This is a genomic window from Pseudomonas sp. SWRI22 (assembly GCF_014268395.2).
GTDB classification, from domain to species: domain Bacteria; phylum Pseudomonadota; class Gammaproteobacteria; order Pseudomonadales; family Pseudomonadaceae; genus Aquipseudomonas; species Aquipseudomonas paracarnis.
On the sequence record NZ_JABWQK020000001.1, the window covers coordinates 257,192 to 273,357 of the forward strand.

The 16,166-nt window shown below is 59.9% G+C and carries 14 protein-coding genes; 8 read left to right on the plus strand and 6 right to left on the minus strand.

What is annotated here, in order from left to right; all coding sequences use genetic code 11:
• Positions 1 to 13 precede the first annotated feature (13 nt).
• From HU730_RS01150 to HU730_RS01165, 4 genes are all read right to left on the minus strand, one after another.
• Positions 14 to 1,873, minus strand: coding sequence for a DUF3857 domain-containing transglutaminase family protein (locus tag HU730_RS01150; protein ID WP_186527301.1), 1,860 nt, complete (start codon positions 1,871 to 1,873; stop codon positions 14 to 16).
• Positions 1,874 to 2,020: 147 nt separating this feature from the next.
• Entirely contained in the window at positions 2,021 to 3,121 is a 1,101-nt protein-coding gene (locus HU730_RS01155) for a DNA alkylation repair protein (RefSeq protein WP_054922047.1), read from the minus strand.
• A 19-nt stretch (positions 3,122 to 3,140) separates the two neighbouring features.
• A complete protein-coding gene (locus HU730_RS01160; protein WP_186527300.1) occupies positions 3,141 to 4,487 on the minus strand; it encodes a glutamine synthetase family protein in 1,347 nt (448 codons plus the stop codon).
• A gap of 11 nt (positions 4,488 to 4,498) precedes the next feature.
• Complete coding sequence (locus HU730_RS01165; RefSeq protein ID WP_032803410.1) at positions 4,499 to 5,056, minus strand: XRE family transcriptional regulator; 558 nt, start codon at positions 5,054 to 5,056, stop codon at positions 4,499 to 4,501.
• A gap of 269 nt (positions 5,057 to 5,325) precedes the next feature.
• Between HU730_RS01165 and HU730_RS01170 the strand changes: the two genes are divergently transcribed.
• The 3 genes from HU730_RS01170 to HU730_RS01180 all read left to right on the plus strand — a co-directional run bounded on the left by HU730_RS01170 (position 5,326) and on the right by HU730_RS01180 (position 7,626).
• Positions 5,326 to 5,817 (plus strand): transposase, encoded by a 492-nt coding sequence (locus HU730_RS01170; RefSeq protein WP_254914001.1) that lies wholly within the window; start codon positions 5,326 to 5,328, stop codon positions 5,815 to 5,817.
• A gap of 218 nt (positions 5,818 to 6,035) precedes the next feature.
• The gene (locus HU730_RS01175; protein WP_034127071.1) at positions 6,036 to 6,344 is read left to right on the plus strand and encodes an RcnB family protein; all 309 of its coding nucleotides are present in this window, start codon (positions 6,036 to 6,038) and stop codon (positions 6,342 to 6,344) included.
• Between the two features lie 88 nt (positions 6,345 to 6,432).
• A complete protein-coding gene (locus HU730_RS01180; RefSeq protein ID WP_186527299.1) occupies positions 6,433 to 7,626 on the plus strand; it encodes an MFS transporter in 1,194 nt (397 codons plus the stop codon).
• Here HU730_RS01180 and HU730_RS01185 read toward each other — a convergent pair.
• Together HU730_RS01185 and HU730_RS01190 are read right to left on the minus strand one after the other, a co-directional pair.
• Positions 7,589 to 7,861 carry a DUF1652 domain-containing protein gene (locus HU730_RS01185; RefSeq protein ID WP_003190355.1) on the minus strand — a complete coding sequence of 91 codons (273 nt, stop codon included), beginning with the start codon at positions 7,859 to 7,861 and terminating at the stop codon, positions 7,589 to 7,591. The genes HU730_RS01180 and HU730_RS01185 overlap by 38 nt on opposite strands.
• 102 nt (positions 7,862 to 7,963) lie before the next feature.
• Positions 7,964 to 9,460, minus strand: a complete 1,497-nt coding sequence (locus tag HU730_RS01190) for a helix-turn-helix transcriptional regulator (RefSeq protein WP_186527298.1) — start codon at positions 9,458 to 9,460, stop codon at positions 7,964 to 7,966.
• Between the two features lie 203 nt (positions 9,461 to 9,663).
• On the opposite strand from HU730_RS01190, the gene HU730_RS01195 reads away from it, so the two are divergent.
• From HU730_RS01195 to mgtA, 5 genes are all read left to right on the plus strand, one after another.
• Positions 9,664 to 10,632, plus strand: a complete 969-nt coding sequence (locus HU730_RS01195) for a hypothetical protein (RefSeq protein ID WP_019821429.1) — start codon at positions 9,664 to 9,666, stop codon at positions 10,630 to 10,632.
• A gap of 78 nt (positions 10,633 to 10,710) precedes the next feature.
• Positions 10,711 to 11,331: a lipoprotein gene (locus HU730_RS01200; RefSeq protein ID WP_034127075.1), complete on the plus strand. Its 621-nt coding sequence runs from the start codon at positions 10,711 to 10,713 to the stop codon at positions 11,329 to 11,331.
• Positions 11,332 to 11,587: 256 nt separating this feature from the next.
• Positions 11,588 to 11,932 (plus strand): FKBP-type peptidyl-prolyl cis-trans isomerase, encoded by a 345-nt coding sequence (locus HU730_RS01205; protein WP_034127076.1) that lies wholly within the window; start codon positions 11,588 to 11,590, stop codon positions 11,930 to 11,932.
• 11 nt (positions 11,933 to 11,943) lie between these two features.
• Positions 11,944 to 12,543 carry a GNAT family N-acetyltransferase gene (locus HU730_RS01210; RefSeq protein ID WP_034127077.1) on the plus strand — a complete coding sequence of 200 codons (600 nt, stop codon included), beginning with the start codon at positions 11,944 to 11,946 and terminating at the stop codon, positions 12,541 to 12,543.
• Between the two features lie 809 nt (positions 12,544 to 13,352).
• Positions 13,353 to 16,058, plus strand: coding sequence for a magnesium-translocating P-type ATPase (gene mgtA / locus HU730_RS01215; RefSeq protein WP_186527297.1), 2,706 nt, complete (start codon positions 13,353 to 13,355; stop codon positions 16,056 to 16,058).
• Positions 16,059 to 16,166 lie beyond the last annotated feature (108 nt).

Here is a 16,166-nt window from a genome sequence, read left to right on the forward strand (position 1 = left end):
TGTCAGGGACAGTCTAGAACTTTACTACCTGATGCACCTGCTCGGCACAGGCCCGGGCCTCTTCAATCATCTTTCCGAACGCATCGCTGGTGACTTCGGCATGGGTCAGCCAGCGCTTTTTCTGGCTCAGGCGATAGTGATAGCGCAGCGAGCCGTCCTCCAGTTTTCCGTCCAGGTCGAGGTCGTACCAGGGCGAGCGTACCTTGCAGCCGGGGATGGCTTTTTCCATCTTCCCGCCTGCCAGGGTGTAGGTGTAGTCATAGGTTTCAGGATTGCCCAGGTAAAGGTCGGCCTGTTGCCCCTGGCGGCGATAGTTGATGTAGCCCTCCCAGCGGTCTTTCAAGGACGGGTCGGTGTAGACATAGTCATTGGCCAGTTTTTCCAGGGCGCGCTGATCGTTCATGCGGGCGGTGACGCTGTAGCCGTCATGTACCACAAAGCGGGTGGGTTCGCGGGTGATCTGGCAGTCGCTGATATCGTTGCCGAAGTTGGCGCAGATGTTCTGGTCGGTGGCGGTGGTGCCTTGCTGGCGGTCTGCGACGCTCAGTTGCATCAGCGGCAGGCGGCTGAAGGTAATGGTCGCCTTGACCGCGCCATCTCCCTCTTTGCCGTACTGCACCTGTTTGTCCAGGCGTATCGAGACTTCGGGGCGCTCCAGTGGGATGTGTTCTTCGCGCACCTGGCCCTGCGCATCGTTGACCAACACCCAGCGGTCCTGAATATCGGGCATGGTCTGGCCAGGGGCGAAGACCGGGTTGGTCGGGTCAAGCCACCACACCTGGCCATTCACTTCGGCACGCACGATGGCGTGGTTCGGCGCCTGGGTGCCAGGAATCAGCAGGGCATCGACCACGTCACCACGGCTGACCCACGCGGTCTCAGCCTTGATGCCACTGGCCTTGAGCATGGCCGTCAGCAGCGTCGCCAGGTCCTTGCAGTCGCCGTAGCCGTGCTGCTCGATTTCCGCCAGGCTGAACGGCACATAGCCGCGCTCGGTCGCGCGCCAGTCACCCAGGTAGCGGTAGTGATCATTGATGTGCTGCATCATTGCCGCGACTTGCTCAGCTGGCGCCAGGCTGCGTGCGGCGGCCACGGCGGCGGCGGCTTGCGCCGGCAGGGTGGCGCCGAGGATCTGGTTGTAACGCTGGGCGAAATCACCGAAGTACGCCTGGCGGTCCACGGCGCTGCCCACTTCCAGGCGTGGGACGCGCAGTAGTGCGGCGGCGGAGGATTCATTGATGTAGTTGAGGTAGGTCGGGGCTTTTTGCACCACATCCAGGGTCTTGCCGTTGCTCGAAGGCGTTACCTTGAAACCGTCGAACAATTCACTTCGCCACTGGATCGGCCGTTCGGCGGTAAAGCGCGCCTTGAAGCGATCGCGGCGGGCTGAGCTGGGCCCGAATTTGAGCACATAGTGGAATTGGGTCATCAGCGGTTTGGCCGGGTAATGCTGGCGTACCGTGTAGCGGATCTGCGTGCCCACGCGCAGGTTGGGGAAGGCCAGGGAGGTTTGCTTGTCGCGGCTGAAGCCTTGGTCCGGGTTGGGTGCGCTGCGGGTATCGATTTGCGTGGCGGCCAGGGCGACGGGCTTGGCGCCAGGCTGGGTGGACTGAGCGCTGACCACTTCAAAGGTGTCGGCTTCGGAGTAGTCGAAGTCGATGCGCGAAAGCATTTCGCGGCCGTTGGCCTTGAGGATCGTGTAGCGGTAAGTGGTGGTGCAGTCGGTGCTGGCGTCGCGGTTGAAGTGGCAGTGCAGCTCGGTGTCACTGGCCAGCGGGGCTTCGGCTATGGGTTGCAGGGCTGCGCTGACGGAATGGGAAACCAGCCCCAGGCTGATGGCAATCAAAGGGCGGTGAAACGAAAAACGGTACATGGGCGCCTCGGGTGACACATTGAAACAGCTACCCGGCGGGTAGCGAGAAGGCGCCGGATGATAATGGATCTCAACGGCAAAGGCCAGGATTGTTCGACAATTCATCGGGCTGAAAGGCCCGTGCTAGAGCCTTTTTTTTGATTTGTGTCAAGGTTTCAGCAGTTCGAACTCTGCACTGGCCAGGCGTTCACCGTTGATCAAAACATGTATCCGATGCGTGCCGGGGTAGTGCTTGCGCGTGGTCAATTCGCGGATGTGCTGCTCGCGGTTGATGGTCTGCCGTTCGCCGGCGCCCAAGGTAAAAGCCTTGAGCTTGAACACTTTGGATGCGCTGTGGCCAGCGCTTTTTACGTAGTCGATGGCGTAGTCCACCACCAGTTTTTGCGCGTGGTTGGCGGTGGATTCCAGCTGGAATGACAGATTGATCCGCTCGCCCAATCGGATCACGGCGGGGGTGACGCTCAGTCCACGGATCGTCACCTCAGCCTTGGCTCCGGCCCCCATGATCGTCAGCGCGCGGGTGTCGCCTTGCTTGATCAAGCTGCGCAACGCATGGCGAGCGATCCAGGCGGTGTGGGCGTTGGCCAGGTTCCAGCCTTCGATCACGTTGAGCACCCAGTCGGGGTGGTCCTTGGTGATGTCATTGAGGTGGTTGGCCACCGACTTGCGCACATAGAGGCTGCTGTCGGCCCTGAGGTTATCCAGGATCGACGCACATAGCTCGGGGTTGGCCTGCACGTTGGCGAGGCGAAACGACCAAGGCAGGCGAGGGCGTGAGCCTTCACTGGCCAGGCGGCGTACGTGTTCGTTGCCATCCAGCGACCATTGCTGCATCACTGCCAAGGTGCGCTCGAAGTCGTGCAGTAAGAAGTGGCGAATGGCGAACTCGGCCGAACCAAAGGTGGTGAAAAACTTCAGCGCGGCCATTGAACGTTTGAAATCACCCAGGCCATAACTCGCCACGTAATGCGCCAGGAACAGGCTGACAAAGCCGCTGTTGATGCGCGGTGCCAGAGCGTAAAGCAGCTTGAGGGTTTGCGCATAATCCAGCGGGATCACCGCGTGCAGGCTCTCGCTGACCCGGGCCATGCGTTGCATCACCGATAACTCGGCCAGCCCGACGCAAGCGTGCTGGAGAAAACCCTTGGCGTCGAACGCCGGGTACACCACAGTCATTTCGGTGGCGATGTGTTGCAGGCGTTCGATGTTGAAGATTTCCTTGAGGGCCGGGGCGGCTTGGTCGCTCATCTGCATTTCCATGGTGGGGTCAGAGAAACCAGCGATATTCTCGCGCATGGATCTCTTGTTGAAATGCCAGGTGATCCTGGCGTTTGTTCTCGCAATACACTTCGACAAATTCCGCGCCCAGCTTGTCGCGCAGTATTGGTTGCTGCTGCATGGCACGCACGGCGTCGAGCATTTCCACCGGGAAATCGGTGCCGCTGTTGCGGTCTTCGTTCAATGGCGCGATGGGTTCGCGCTTGGCATCAAGCCCGTGCTCCAGGCCCACCAGGATTGCCGCCAGCACCAGGTAAGGGTTGGCATCGGCGCTGGCCAGGCGGTGCTCGATCCGCAGGTTGCGCGGGTCGGAATCGGGGATGCGCACACAGGCATCGCGGTCTTCAAAGCCCCAGCTCGCCCGTGTCGCAGCGTTGACCGTGCCGCCCAGGCGACGGAAGGCGTTGTGGTTGGGCGAGAAGATCGGCATGCAGTGGGGCAGCAATTCCAGGCAACCGGCTACGGCGTGGCGCAATGGCTGCTGCTGATGGGCCGCTAGCAAGTTATTGCCCGCTGCGTCGTAAAGGCTGACATGCACGTGCATGCCGCTGCCGGGAAATTGCAGATAGGGTTTGGCCATGAAGCTGGCGCGGTAACCATGCTTGAGCGCAACGCCACGGGTGCTGCGGCAGAACAGGGCGGCCCAGTCGGCGGCGCGCAGGCCGTCATCGCAGTGGCCGAAGTTGATCTCGAACTGGCCGGGGCCGATCTCGGCGGTGATCACCGTGATGTCGATGCCTTGGTCCTTGGCGGTTTGCGCCATGTCGTCGAGCACGTCGCTGAAACGCGACAGCCGTTCGATATGCAGGTTGGGCTGGTCGTCGGCATCCCCACTGAGCGGGTCGCGGGCGAATTGCGGCAGGCCGTTTTCCAGCTGTTTATCGAACAGGTAGAACTCCAGCTCAAACGCCACCACGGGATGAATGCCCTGATGCTGCAAGCGTTCCAGGACCTTGGCCAGGACTTCGCGGGGTTCGAACTCGATGGGCGCTTCGGTGCCGTCCGAGGTGATGAGCATTTGCCCCAATGGCTGCGACTCCCAGTTCACCGGTTTGAGCGTGCCGGGTACCAATCGGCGATTGGCATCCGGGTCGCCATCGTTGAAGCAGTAGTCGCCAATCTTGAACAACCCCCCCTGGACCCCCAGCAATACCGCATTCTGCGGCAGCTTCAGCGGGCTGCCAGCGGCGACTTTTTCAAGCATCTCCACGGGGTAGCGCTTGCCGTAGAAATGCCCGGGAATGTCCAGGGCGATCAGGTCGACATAGCGCACGTCGGGGTGGTTCTGGCGAAAGCTGCGTACTTCGGCCAGCAACGTGGAGGAATGGCTTTTCACGGGTGCAGCTCCTAGTTGTAAACCCACAAGACGCGGGCGGGCAGGTCGGTCAGGTTGGCGTAGCGGCAGTGGGCGAAACTGGCGAGGTGGAAACTGTCGCCTTCGTAGAGGGTGACCGCATCGGGCTCACCTTCAACCCACAGCGTCAGCTCGCCCTCCAGCACAAATCCGGCCTGTTCGGCACGGTCGCTCATGCTCTGTTCGCCGCTGTTGGCACCGGGGGCCAACAGGCTGTCAAGCATCGAGAACGCACCGTTCATGCTCGGCGACACCAGGATGTCGGTGATGCCATTGGCGTAATACACCGTGCGCCGCTCGTTGGGGCGTGTGACCCAATCCACCGCCTTGGGTTTGGGCAGGCTGTAGAAATACGTGGTGGGCACGTCCAGGGCGTGGCTGATGGCGGTCAGGTCGGCTACGGTGGGTTGCGACAACCCACGTTCCACTTGAGACAGAAAGCCCACCGAGCGCTCGATCTTTTGCGCCAATTGCGCCAGGGTGAGTTTCTTGTGCTTGCGCAAGTCATGGATCAGGGTCGCGAGGGTGGCGAGTTCTTGTTGCTGGTTCATGAAATTTAATTCGAATAATTTCATGAAAAATTACACGATTATTTTCACGCTCGCAAACCCTATGCACAAACCCTTGTGGCGAGGGAGCTTGCTCCCGCTGGGCAGCGAAGCGGCCCCAACCCATTCACCGCATGCGTTCAGTGGATGCGCGGTGTGGCTTTTTGGGGCTGCTGCGCAGCCCAGCGGGAGCAAGCTCCCTCGCCACAAAGGATTGGGAAATATGGGGAAACTGTATTGGGCAGGGACATCTCAGGTGCCTGCTAGGTTGAATGGACCATTCAACCATTCAGGGGAGCAAAGGATTGCTTCACAAGCCCAACTCTCATTTGTTGCGACGTGGCCGTTATTCGGAACCTGATCGAGCTTATTTGGTGACTGCCGTGGTTTATCAGCGTCGTCCGGTATTTGCCGATCTTTACCTGGGGCGGCTATTGGTTGCCGAGCTCAAACGAGCCCATGACCTTGGACCGGTCAACTCGCTGGCTTGGGTCATTATGCCGGATCACCTTCACTGGTTATTTGAATTGCGAGGCGCGACGCTGTCTGAAGTGATGAAACGGGTGAAGTCGCGCAGCACACTGACCATCAACCGAGCCCGTCGCACGCACGGTGCTTTTTGGCAGTACGGCTATCATGATCGTGCGGTGCGGGCCGATGAAGACCTTATCAAGGCTGCTCGCTACATCATCGCCCACCCACTGCGAGCCGGACTGGTCGAGCATGTTGGCGCCTACTCGCTCTGGGACGCTGCCTGGCTATAACGGTGTACCCCCCCTGTGGCGAGGGAGCTTGCTCCCGCTGGGCCGCGAAGCGGCCCCAAAAAGCCCGACCGCGTACCCACTGAAAACATGCGGTGAATGGGTTGGGGCCGCTGCGCAGCCCAGCGGGAGCAATCTCTGGCCGCAGGGAAATACGGCTGAATGATTACGCGCCGCCGCGGTCGGAATCTGGGTACGCACCATTAATTGAAGGAGCACCCATGAAGTCGAAAACCTTAGCCGCTTGCCTGCTGGTCGCTGCCAGCTTTTTCTCCGTCAGCGCTGTAGTGCAGGCCGGCGATACCCCTCAGGAAACCGTGCAACCTTCAAACATCAACGCTCGTGATTTGAAAGAAGGCGACCGCGCTCCGGATATCCTGATGCGCAAGGAGTCGGCCATCAGCGATTGGAAAAAGCGCGGCCTCAAGCAGCCCGAAGAAGAAAGCCAGTGGGCGCGCGTAGGCGACAAGTACGTCCTCCTCAAGACCACCAACGGCACCATCCTCGAGATTACGCCAGTCAAGAAATAATCCGGCCGGGGCACCTGCTCGTTTCATGTTTCTTGCGTTAAGGTAACCGACCGCAATGGTCGCGTTACCTTTGAAGAACGAGAGCAGGATGCTTGCCACCATCAGAAACTACCCCCGCACCGTGAACCTGTTGCTGTGCGCCACGTTGCTGCTTACGCTGGCCAAGGCCATCACTTTTCCTTATCTCGTGATCTACCTCACCAGCCATTTCGCCTTGGACATTACCCAGGTCGGCCTGGTAATCGGCAGTTCGCTGATCGTCGGTTCGCTACTCAGTGTCTACGGTGGTTTCCTGGTCGACCGCATCAATAGCTATCGCCTGTTGCTCGGCTTGAGCCTGATGTTTGTGCTGGGGTTTATCGGCACGGTGCTGGCGCAAAATATCTGGTCGTTCTATGGCTGCCTGATCCTGATCAACCTGGCCTACGCCGTCATCGATATTGCGGTGAAAGCCGGCTTCGCCAGCCTGCTACCCGAAGACGCGCGCAGCGAGGTGTTTTCCATCAAGTACACCCTTACCAATATCGGCTATGCCGTGGGGCCGTTCTTTGGCGCGATGGTGGCCAAGCTGGATATCAGCCTGCCGTTTATTCTGTCGGCGCTGTTGGGGCTGGGGTTTTTTCTGCTGTACGGGCGCTGGGGTGACCGTAACTTGGCCACGGTGGACGCCACGCAAAAGCCGCTGCCGTTCCTTGCCGTCGCCCGCGTTTTGCTGCAGGACCGTCGCCTGGTGTGCTTCACCCTCGGCGGTTTACTCAGCGCGGTGGTGTTCGGCCAGTTCACGGCCTATCTGTCGCAATACCTGGTGACCACCACGACCGCCGAATACACCTACACGGTGATCAGCGCGGTGCTGACCACCAACGCCGTGCTAGTGATTGCCTTGCAGTACTTGATTGGCCGGCGCATCTCGCACCGTTACCTGAGCCAGTGGCTGATCGCTGGCTTGAGCATGTTCATGCTGGGGTTGATTGGCTTCGGGCTGTCCACCAGCGTGGTGGGCTGGGTGCTGGCGATGGCGGTGTTCACCGTCGGGGAGATCATCGTGTTTCCGGCCGAATACATGTTTATCGACCGAATTGCCCCGGACCACCTGCGGGGCATGTATTACGGGGCGCAAAACCTGTCCAACCTCGGTGCGGCGCTGGGGCCGGTGCTGTGTGGGCTGGTGTTGGCCAGCCTGCCGGCCCATTACATGTTCTACATGCTGGGGGCGTTTATCGTTGCCGGCGGGGTGTTTTATTTCATGGGAGCGGCGATAAAGGCAAATCATCCAGCGTGAGCTTGCCGACGTTGTTGCTTTGCAGCTCGTAGCGCAATTCATCCACCATTTTCGCTACTTCCTGCGGGGTCTGCAGGCGGTTGGTGCTGATGCCAGTGACCACCAGGTCGACGCGGCCGGTCTCGGCATCGTAGACCTTGAGGGTCAAGGACGCGTCCCGGCACAGGGTGAATTCGCACGTCAGCGGTGACAGGCCTTCTTCGATGCAGTTGCGCAGCTGAGAGAGGGTAAACATGCGGGTTCCTTCTAGGCATAAATACGATCCCTTGAAGGTTATTGCTTGCACCGCCGCTCAATAAGGCGAATTCGCACTAGTCGCACTAGTGCATTTGCAGGGTCAGGGTTTGTTTTTCAGGCGCAAATCGCTGGCAAACAGCCCGCGTTCACGGGCCCAGACGATCGCTGCACTACGGCTGTGCACCCCCAGCTTGGAATACACCGTGGCCACATGGTTGCGCACGGTGTTGGGCGCCAGTTTCAGGCGCGAGGCGATTTCTTTGTCCGCCAGGCCCTCGCAGATCAGGCCCAATACATCGCGCTCGCGAGCGGTTAGGTCGGTGAAGGAAACATTCGGCAGGTTGGGGCTGTTGACGCTCTTGGCGTTGGCCAGCTTCTCGATCAGGGTCTGGCTGAACCAAGACGCGTCCTGCATGACTTCCTCAATGGCCGCCACCAGTTCCAGCTCCGAGCGTTTGCGCTCGGTGATGTTCATCAGCACCATCAGGTAGCAGGGCACGTCCTGGATAATCACGGTGTCGGCGGATACCACGCAGTCGATCACCTCGTTGCCTTTCTTGCGCACCTTGAGGTCCTGGCCTTCAAGGTTGCCGGCTTTTTCCAGGGTGGCGAACAACTGCGCGCCGGCCTGGGGGCTGTCGATGAAGTTGATGTCTTCGATGGATTTGCCGATCAATTCCTCGCTGATGTAGCCGGTGATGCTCATGAAGGCTTCGTTGATGTCTACCACCTGGCGGTTGTCGGCACTGCATACCAGGGTCGGTACGGGCGTCAGGCGGAAGGATTTGGCGAAGCGTTCTTCGCTCTGGCGCAGGGCGATCTCGGCTTTGCGCCGAGGCTCCAGGTCGGTGAAGGAAAACAGCATGCAGTCTTCCTCGTTCATGTCCAGCGGTTGGCCGGCGACGATCACCAGTTTGCTGCCACCTTCGGGCAGTCTCAGTTCGGCCTGCATCTGCGGGATGGTCGCGCCTTCGCCCAGGCGCTGGATCGCCAGGTCCTTGCGCTCGGCCTGTTCCAGCACATCCAGTTCATACACGGATTTGCCGATGACCTGGTCGCGGTTGTAGCCGGTCATCTCCAGAAAACCCTGGTTGACCTTGATGTAGCGCAGGTCGCTGAGGCGACAGATCACCGCGGGCGCCGGGTTGGCGTTGAAGGTTTTCTCAAAGCGTTGTTCGGCGCTGGCCCATTCGGTGGCGTCGCTGAGGATCAGTACCAGCAACTCAGGTTCACCCTGGGCATCGGTCAGCACCAGGCTGCGCAGGCGATGTACCCAACTGCGGTGTTCGTCGTCGGCGGGTGTGACTTCCACCACCACATCGCTGAACTCTTCGCCGGCAGCCACGCGGCTGAGTGGGTAGCTTTCCAGTGGCAAGGGATGGTTGTTGCGATAGCGCAGGGCAAAGCGTTTGGCGTACGCCTCGGTATTGGCGCCCAGTTCCTTGACCTCGCTGACCCCATGCATGGTCAACGCCGCTTCATTGGCCCAGAGAATGGTCTGGTCGACCTCGGCCAGAATCACACCGTCGGACAGTCCCGAGATGATGGTCTGCAGTTGGCGGCGGTTGGTTTCTTTGGCGAGAACATCCTGGGTCATAACGTCTCCGATTAGGGCAGGGCAAGGCACATTGGGTTACGACATCCTGGCTTCAGGATAGTGCAGAGTAATTGCCCATGGGGCAGTGCGAATGCACCAGATCACCTGGTGCATATGGGCCAGGACTGAACGTATGTCGTTTCGCCACACTCACACCCATCAAGGCGCATTGCCTTGCTCCTCAATTTGAAAAGGACCTTTGTATGACCACTGTCTATGAAACCAATCGATCGCTGTTTCGAGTGTCGTGGAGCTCGGTACTGGCCGGTAGTGCAATCGCACTGGTCACCTACCTGGTCTTGAGTGTGTTGGGCACCGCCATTGGCGCCAGTGCCGTTGACCCGATGGAAGCGGGCAACCCGTTGAGCGGTTTTGGCACGGGTGCGGGTATCTGGCTGTTTGTATCGACACTGGTCGCCATCGCGTTGGGCGCGTTCGTGGCCGGCCGCACCGCGCCGGATCGTGGCGGCCTGCATGGGGTGCTGACCTGGACCTTGACCACCTTGCTCACCACTTGGCTGTTGGCGGGCCTGGCTTCCAGCGTGGTCGGTACGGCCGGCAACGTGGTGGGTAAAGGTCTGTCTGCTGCGGGCAGTGGCATTGCTGCCGCCGCGCCAGGGATTGGCAATAGCATCAAGCAACAGTTGAACGAGCAGGGCATCGAGCTGGACTGGAACAGCCTGCAAGGCCAACTGGATACCTTGCTAAAGCAGAGCGGCAAGGCTGAACTGGACCCTGCCAATGTCGAGCAGAAAGCCGATCAGGCAGCTGCCGATGGCAAGCAGTCGGCTACCGATGCAGCGACCAATCCTGCCCAGGCCGGTGATGAGCTCAAGCAATGGTTCGAACGTGTGAAAGCGTCCGGCGAGCCAGCATTGAATGCAGCGGATAAAGAGGCGCTGGTCAACATCGTCGCGGCCCGCACTGGCAAGAGCAAAGAAGAAGCCACGCAGATCGTCGACAACTATGCCCAGGCTTATCAGCAAGCCATGCAAAAGGTCGATGAGCTGAAAAAACAGGCTGAACAGAAAGCCCGTGAAGCCGGTGAAGTCGCTGCCAAGCAACTGTCCCGCGCGGCCTGGAGCACCTTGGCCATGCTGCTGTTGGGTGCGGCGTTGAGCTTCTTTATTGGTCGTATCGCGCTGACTACCCGTCGCGTGCCTTTGGCTTAAAGATGTCTGCGGCAAGGACGCCGCCTGTGTGAAGGGGTAAAATGCTGGCATTTTACCCTTATCCCACAAAGGTGACCCTTGAGCGCAGGCAAAGCCGTCGGACTGTTATTACTCACTTCCCTGTTGGCGGCGTGCGGCACCTCGCCGCCACGCACGCCCAACGACCTCTGCGGTATCTTCCGCGAAAAAGACGACTGGTACGACGCCGCCAAGGTCACGCAAAAGCGCTGGGGCGTACCGATCCAGGTGCCGTTCGCCATCATGTATCAGGAGTCGGGCTTTCGCCACGACGCCAAGACCCCGCGTAAATACCTGCTGTGGATCATCCCTTGGGGCCGCGTCTCCACCGCTTCCGGCTATGCCCAGGCCAAGGATGAAGTATGGAACGACTACCGCAAAGCCACCGGCCGCAGCGGCGCTGATCGCGAAGACTTCGACGACGCGATCGACTTTATCGGCTGGTACATGGACAAGACCTACACCATCAACGGCGTCTACAAATACGATGCCTACGGCCAGTACCTGAACTACCACGAAGGCTGGGGCGGCTACCGCCAGCGCACCTATGCCAGCAAAGCCTGGCTGCCGCCGGTAGCGAGCAAGGTACAGGCGCGTTCGCAGATGTATGCGCGCCAATATGCCGGGTGCAAGGATGAGTTGGGGCGCGGGTTCTGGAGCCGGTTCTGGCATTGGTTGTAAAGGGTCGACACGGCGACCTCTGAATGCATGCAGATTCAATGTGGGAGCTGGCTTGCCTGCGAAAGCGGTCGTGCAGTCACAGGTGCATTGACTGACACACCGCCTTCGCAGGCAAGCCAGCTCCCACATTGGATTCTGACGCGGCTGTATGCATTCCAGCGAACGGTCCACCATCACGTTGGCCATTTCCCTGCACTTGCCAAACCCCTCCGATTCTGGGAAAACCCCAGCCTTTGGCCCCTTCAATGAGAACCCCATGAGCAACGACGAACTACAGGTCACCGACATCCGCCTGGGCGACGGCAAAGCCGTGGTCAAGGGCGCGCTGATCACCACCCAATACACCGGCACCCTGGAAGATGGCACGGTGTTCGATTCCTCCTGGGAGCGGGGCAAACCGTTCCAGTGCGTGATCGGCACTGGCCGCGTGATCAAGGGGTGGGACCAGGGCTTGATGGGCATGCAGGTTGGCGGTGTACGCTCGTTGTATGTACCGGCGCACCTGGCCTATGGCGAGCGCTCGATGGGGGCGCATATCAAACCCAACAGTAATCTGCGCTTCGAAATTGAATTGCTGGAAGTGCTGACGCGGGATGATTGAAGAGGTTGAACATGGACGTTGATCCACAGGTGTTGCCTGGCAGTTTCCTCGAAGGCATTCGGGTGGTTGAGCTGCTTGGCTGCGATGAAGCTGAGCTGCAGCAGTTTTTTGAACAGGCGCCGGCTTACTTCATCGCGGTGAATGGCGAACCGGCTACCCCGACCGAAGCACGGGAAGAATTACGCGGCCAATTACCCGCCGGCTGGCATTGCAGCCGCCTGTACTGGCTGGGTTACCGAGATGCGCAGGGCCACCTGGTCGCCGTGGTGAATATCGCCGCGGATTTGCTCGCCACCGGGGTGTGGCACATCGGGTTGCTGCTGGTGCATGCGCGCTGGCACGGCAGCGGGCTGGCGCAGCGCTTGCACGCGGACCTTGAGGCCTGGGCGGTGGCGAAGGGCGCCCAGTGGCTGCGGCTGACGGTAGTGGTGGGCAATACCAGGGCCGAGCGTTTTTGGCCCAGACTTGGCTATGTACAGGTGCGTACCCGCGAGGGCATCACGATGGGTCGGCAGGTGAATAAGGTGTCTATCCAGGTAAAGGGTGTTGCCAGCGCGAGCATTGAAGACTACGTGGCGTTGGTTGAAAGGGATCGACCTGATACGCCATAGCCAGGGATGTACATCAATCCCATGTAGACGCTGATTAGGCGTGCCGCCGTATCGTTGCGTATGCAGAGTGCCAGGCAGTGAATTTGTAGCTGACACACCGCTATCGCAGCATAGGTATCTACACAACTTCGGCGCGACGCTGGACCTGTGGCGTGGGAGCTTGCTCCCGTGACGGCCTGGCAGCCGACGCTGATCGAGCTGACGCACCGCAATCCAAATGTGGGAGCTGGCTTGCCTGCGAAGACGGCCTGACAGTCAACACAGTTGGACCGTGTACATATCCATTCCTGCGGTAACGGCTACTCAGGGTTCCGCTTTTACAGCGGCTCACTTTTGAAAAGCCGTACTGCCGGCCCAGACAAAAGTAAGCAAAACGCTCTTTCCTGAACCCATCCTGAAGAATCTTCTTATTCACCAGGCTGGCACTTTCCTACGGTTTACTCCGCCAACATCGGGGCGTAAGCTTCGCGCGTTTTCATCAATAGCGGAGACCCTCAGTGGGTACTTGTTCGAGTGACAGTCGTCGGCCGGTTTCGGTAACCGGCCTCTACTTGGCAAGGTAACGCGCATTTTCCAGATGCCGTTGTCTCGCCTCATAAAGCGAGAAGCGGCATCCCGGCGGTGGCCAGTCCTGGCACCTGCCTGATTCCCTCTCATCGACGCTGACCAGCACCTGGGTAACGCCTGGATGCTACGGACGCGCCTGCCTGTTACGGCGGGCGGGCCAGGTTCGGCTGTGCCTGTGTGACGGGCGCGGTGTGGACGGGCAGTACCTGCACGACGGTTTTTCCTCGCGCAGGAGTTACACCATGAACCTCACTTTGCTCAAAGAGTTCTTCGCCGATTTCCCGCGGACCCGGCATATCGCCCGGCATTTTCGCCGCCTGGCGATGCTGGAGACCGTGACCGATGCCAGCGTCAGCCGCGAAGTGCCGCCCAGCCTGGCGCAGACACTGGTGGCCTCTGCCAACCGCAGCACTGTGCAATTGCTGGGCGTGCTGGGCAGCCACGCCGAGGGCTTGAGCACTCAGGAAGCCGACGCCTTGCGCGTGCAATACGGCCTTAACGAAGTCGAGCACGAACAGCCGCTGCCGTGGTGGGTGCACCTGTGGCATTGCTACAAGAATCCGTTCAACCTGCTGCTGACCCTGTTGGCGGTGATCTCTTGGCTGACCGAAGACATGAAGGCCGCCACGGTGATTTTCTCCATGGTGGTGCTCTCGACCCTGTTGCGCTTCTGGCAGGAGGCCAAGTCGAACAAGGCCGCCGACGCCTTGAAGGCCATGGTGAGCAATACCGCGACGGTGCTGCGCCGCGATGCTGCCAAGCGCATTGAACTGCCGATCAAACAACTAGTGCCAGGCGATCTGATTGTGTTGTCGGCCGGCGACATGATCCCCGCGGACTGCCGCGTGCTCAGCGCCAAGGACTTGTTCGTCAGCCAGGCGGCTATGACCGGTGAATCCATGCCGGTGGAAAAGTTCGCCCACCAGCAGGACGCCCACACGCACAACCCGCTGGAGCTGGAGAACATTCTGTTCATGGGCACCAACGTGGTGTCCGGCGCCGCCACGGCGGTCATCCTCGCCACCGGCAACAGCACGTATTTTGGTGCCTTGGCGCAACGCGTCACGGCGACGGACCGTGCGACCACCTCGTTCCAGCAGGGGGTCAACAAGGTCAGTTGGTTGCTGATTCGCTTTATGTTCGTGATGGCGCCGCTGGTGCTGTTCATCAACGGCTTCACCAAGGGCGACTGGACCGAAGCGTTGCTGTTCGCGCTGTCGATTGCGGTAGGCTTGACCCCGGAAATGCTGCCCATGATCGTCACCTCGACCTTGGCCAAGGGCGCGGTGTTTCTGTCGCGCAAGAAGGTCATCGTCAAGCGCCTGGACGCGATCCAGAACTTCGGCGCCATGGACGTGCTGTGCACCGACAAGACCGGCACGCTCACCCAGGACAAGATTTTCCTGGCGCGCCATGTGGGCGTGTGGGGCCAGGAGTCGGACGACGTGCTGGAAATGGCCTATCTCAACAGCTACTACCAGACCGGCCTGAAAAACCTGTTGGATGTGGCCGTGCTCGAGCATGTGGACATCCATCGTGAGCTGAAAGTCGGTACCGCGTTCCACAAGGTCGACGAGATCCCATTCGATTTCAACCGCCGCCGCATGTCGGTGGTGGTGGCCGAGGAGCACCAACCGCACCTGTTGATCTGCAAAGGGGCGGTGGAGGAAATTTTGTCGGTGTGCAATCGCGTGCGTCATGGTGACGTCGATGAGGCACTGACCGACGAACTGCTGGCGCGCATTCGCCAGGTGACCGCGGCCTTTAACGAAGAAGGGCTGCGGGTGGTGGCGGTAGCGGCGCAGCCGATGCCGGCAGGACGTGACACCTACACCCTGGCCGATGAAAACAACCTGACGCTGATCGGCTACGTGGCGTTTCTCGACCCGCCCAAGGAAAGCACCGCGCCCGCCCTCAAGGCCCTGAAGGCCCACGGCGTGGCGGTGAAGGTGTTGACCGGCGACAACGAACTGGTCACGGCGAAGATCTGCCGCGAAGTGGGCCTGGAGCAACAAGGCTTGCTGATGGGCAACGACATCGAGGCGATGAGCGACGCCGAACTGGCCCTGGCCGTGGAAACCACCAATGTGTTTGCCAAGCTCACGCCCAGCCACAAGGAACGCATCGTGCGGCTGCTCAAGGCCAACGGACATGTGGTCGGCTTTATGGGCGATGGCATCAACGACGCTCCGGCGTTGCGCACGGCGGATATCGGGATTTCGGTGGACAGTGCGGTGGACATCGCCAAGGAAGCGGCTGACATCATCCTGCTGGAGAAGAGCCTGATGATCCTGGAGGAGGGCGTGCTGGAAGGCCGGCGCACCTTCGCCAACATGCTCAAATACATCAAGATGACCGCCAGTTCGAACTTCGGCAACGTGTTCTCGGTGTTGGTGGCCAGTGCCTTTATCCCGTTTTTGCCGATGCTGCCGATGCACCTGCTGGTGCAAAACCTGCTGTATGACATCTCCCAGATTGCGATTCCGTTCGACAACGTCGATGACGAGATGCTTGCCACGCCGCAACGCTGGCAGCCGGGGGAAGTGGGGCGCTTCATGTTGTTTTTCGGGCCGATCAGTTCGATCTTCGACATCACCACGTTCGCACTCATGTGGTATGTGTTTGATGCCAACACTCCAGACCACCAAACGCTATTTCAATCCGGCTGGTTTGTGGTGGGGCTGCTGACCCAGACCCTGATCGTGCACATGATCCGCACGCCAAAAATCCCATTCCTGCAAAGCCGCGCAGCGCTGCCGTTGATGTTGATGACCGGCGTGATCATGGCCGTGGGGATATTCCTGCCGATGGGGCCTTTGGCGCACTACTTCAAATTGCAGGCGCTGCCGTCGCTGTACTTCGTGTTCTTGCCGGTGATTTTGCTGGCTTACATGGCGCTGACTCAGGCAGTGAAGGGCTACTACATTCGCAGGTTTGGCTGGCAGTAACAGGTTCCATGCAACATCGCAAATCCTGTGGGAGCCGGGCTTGCCCGCGATGACGGTGTATCAGTCGCCAGATTCATTGGTGGTGTACCGCTATCGCAGGCAAGCCAG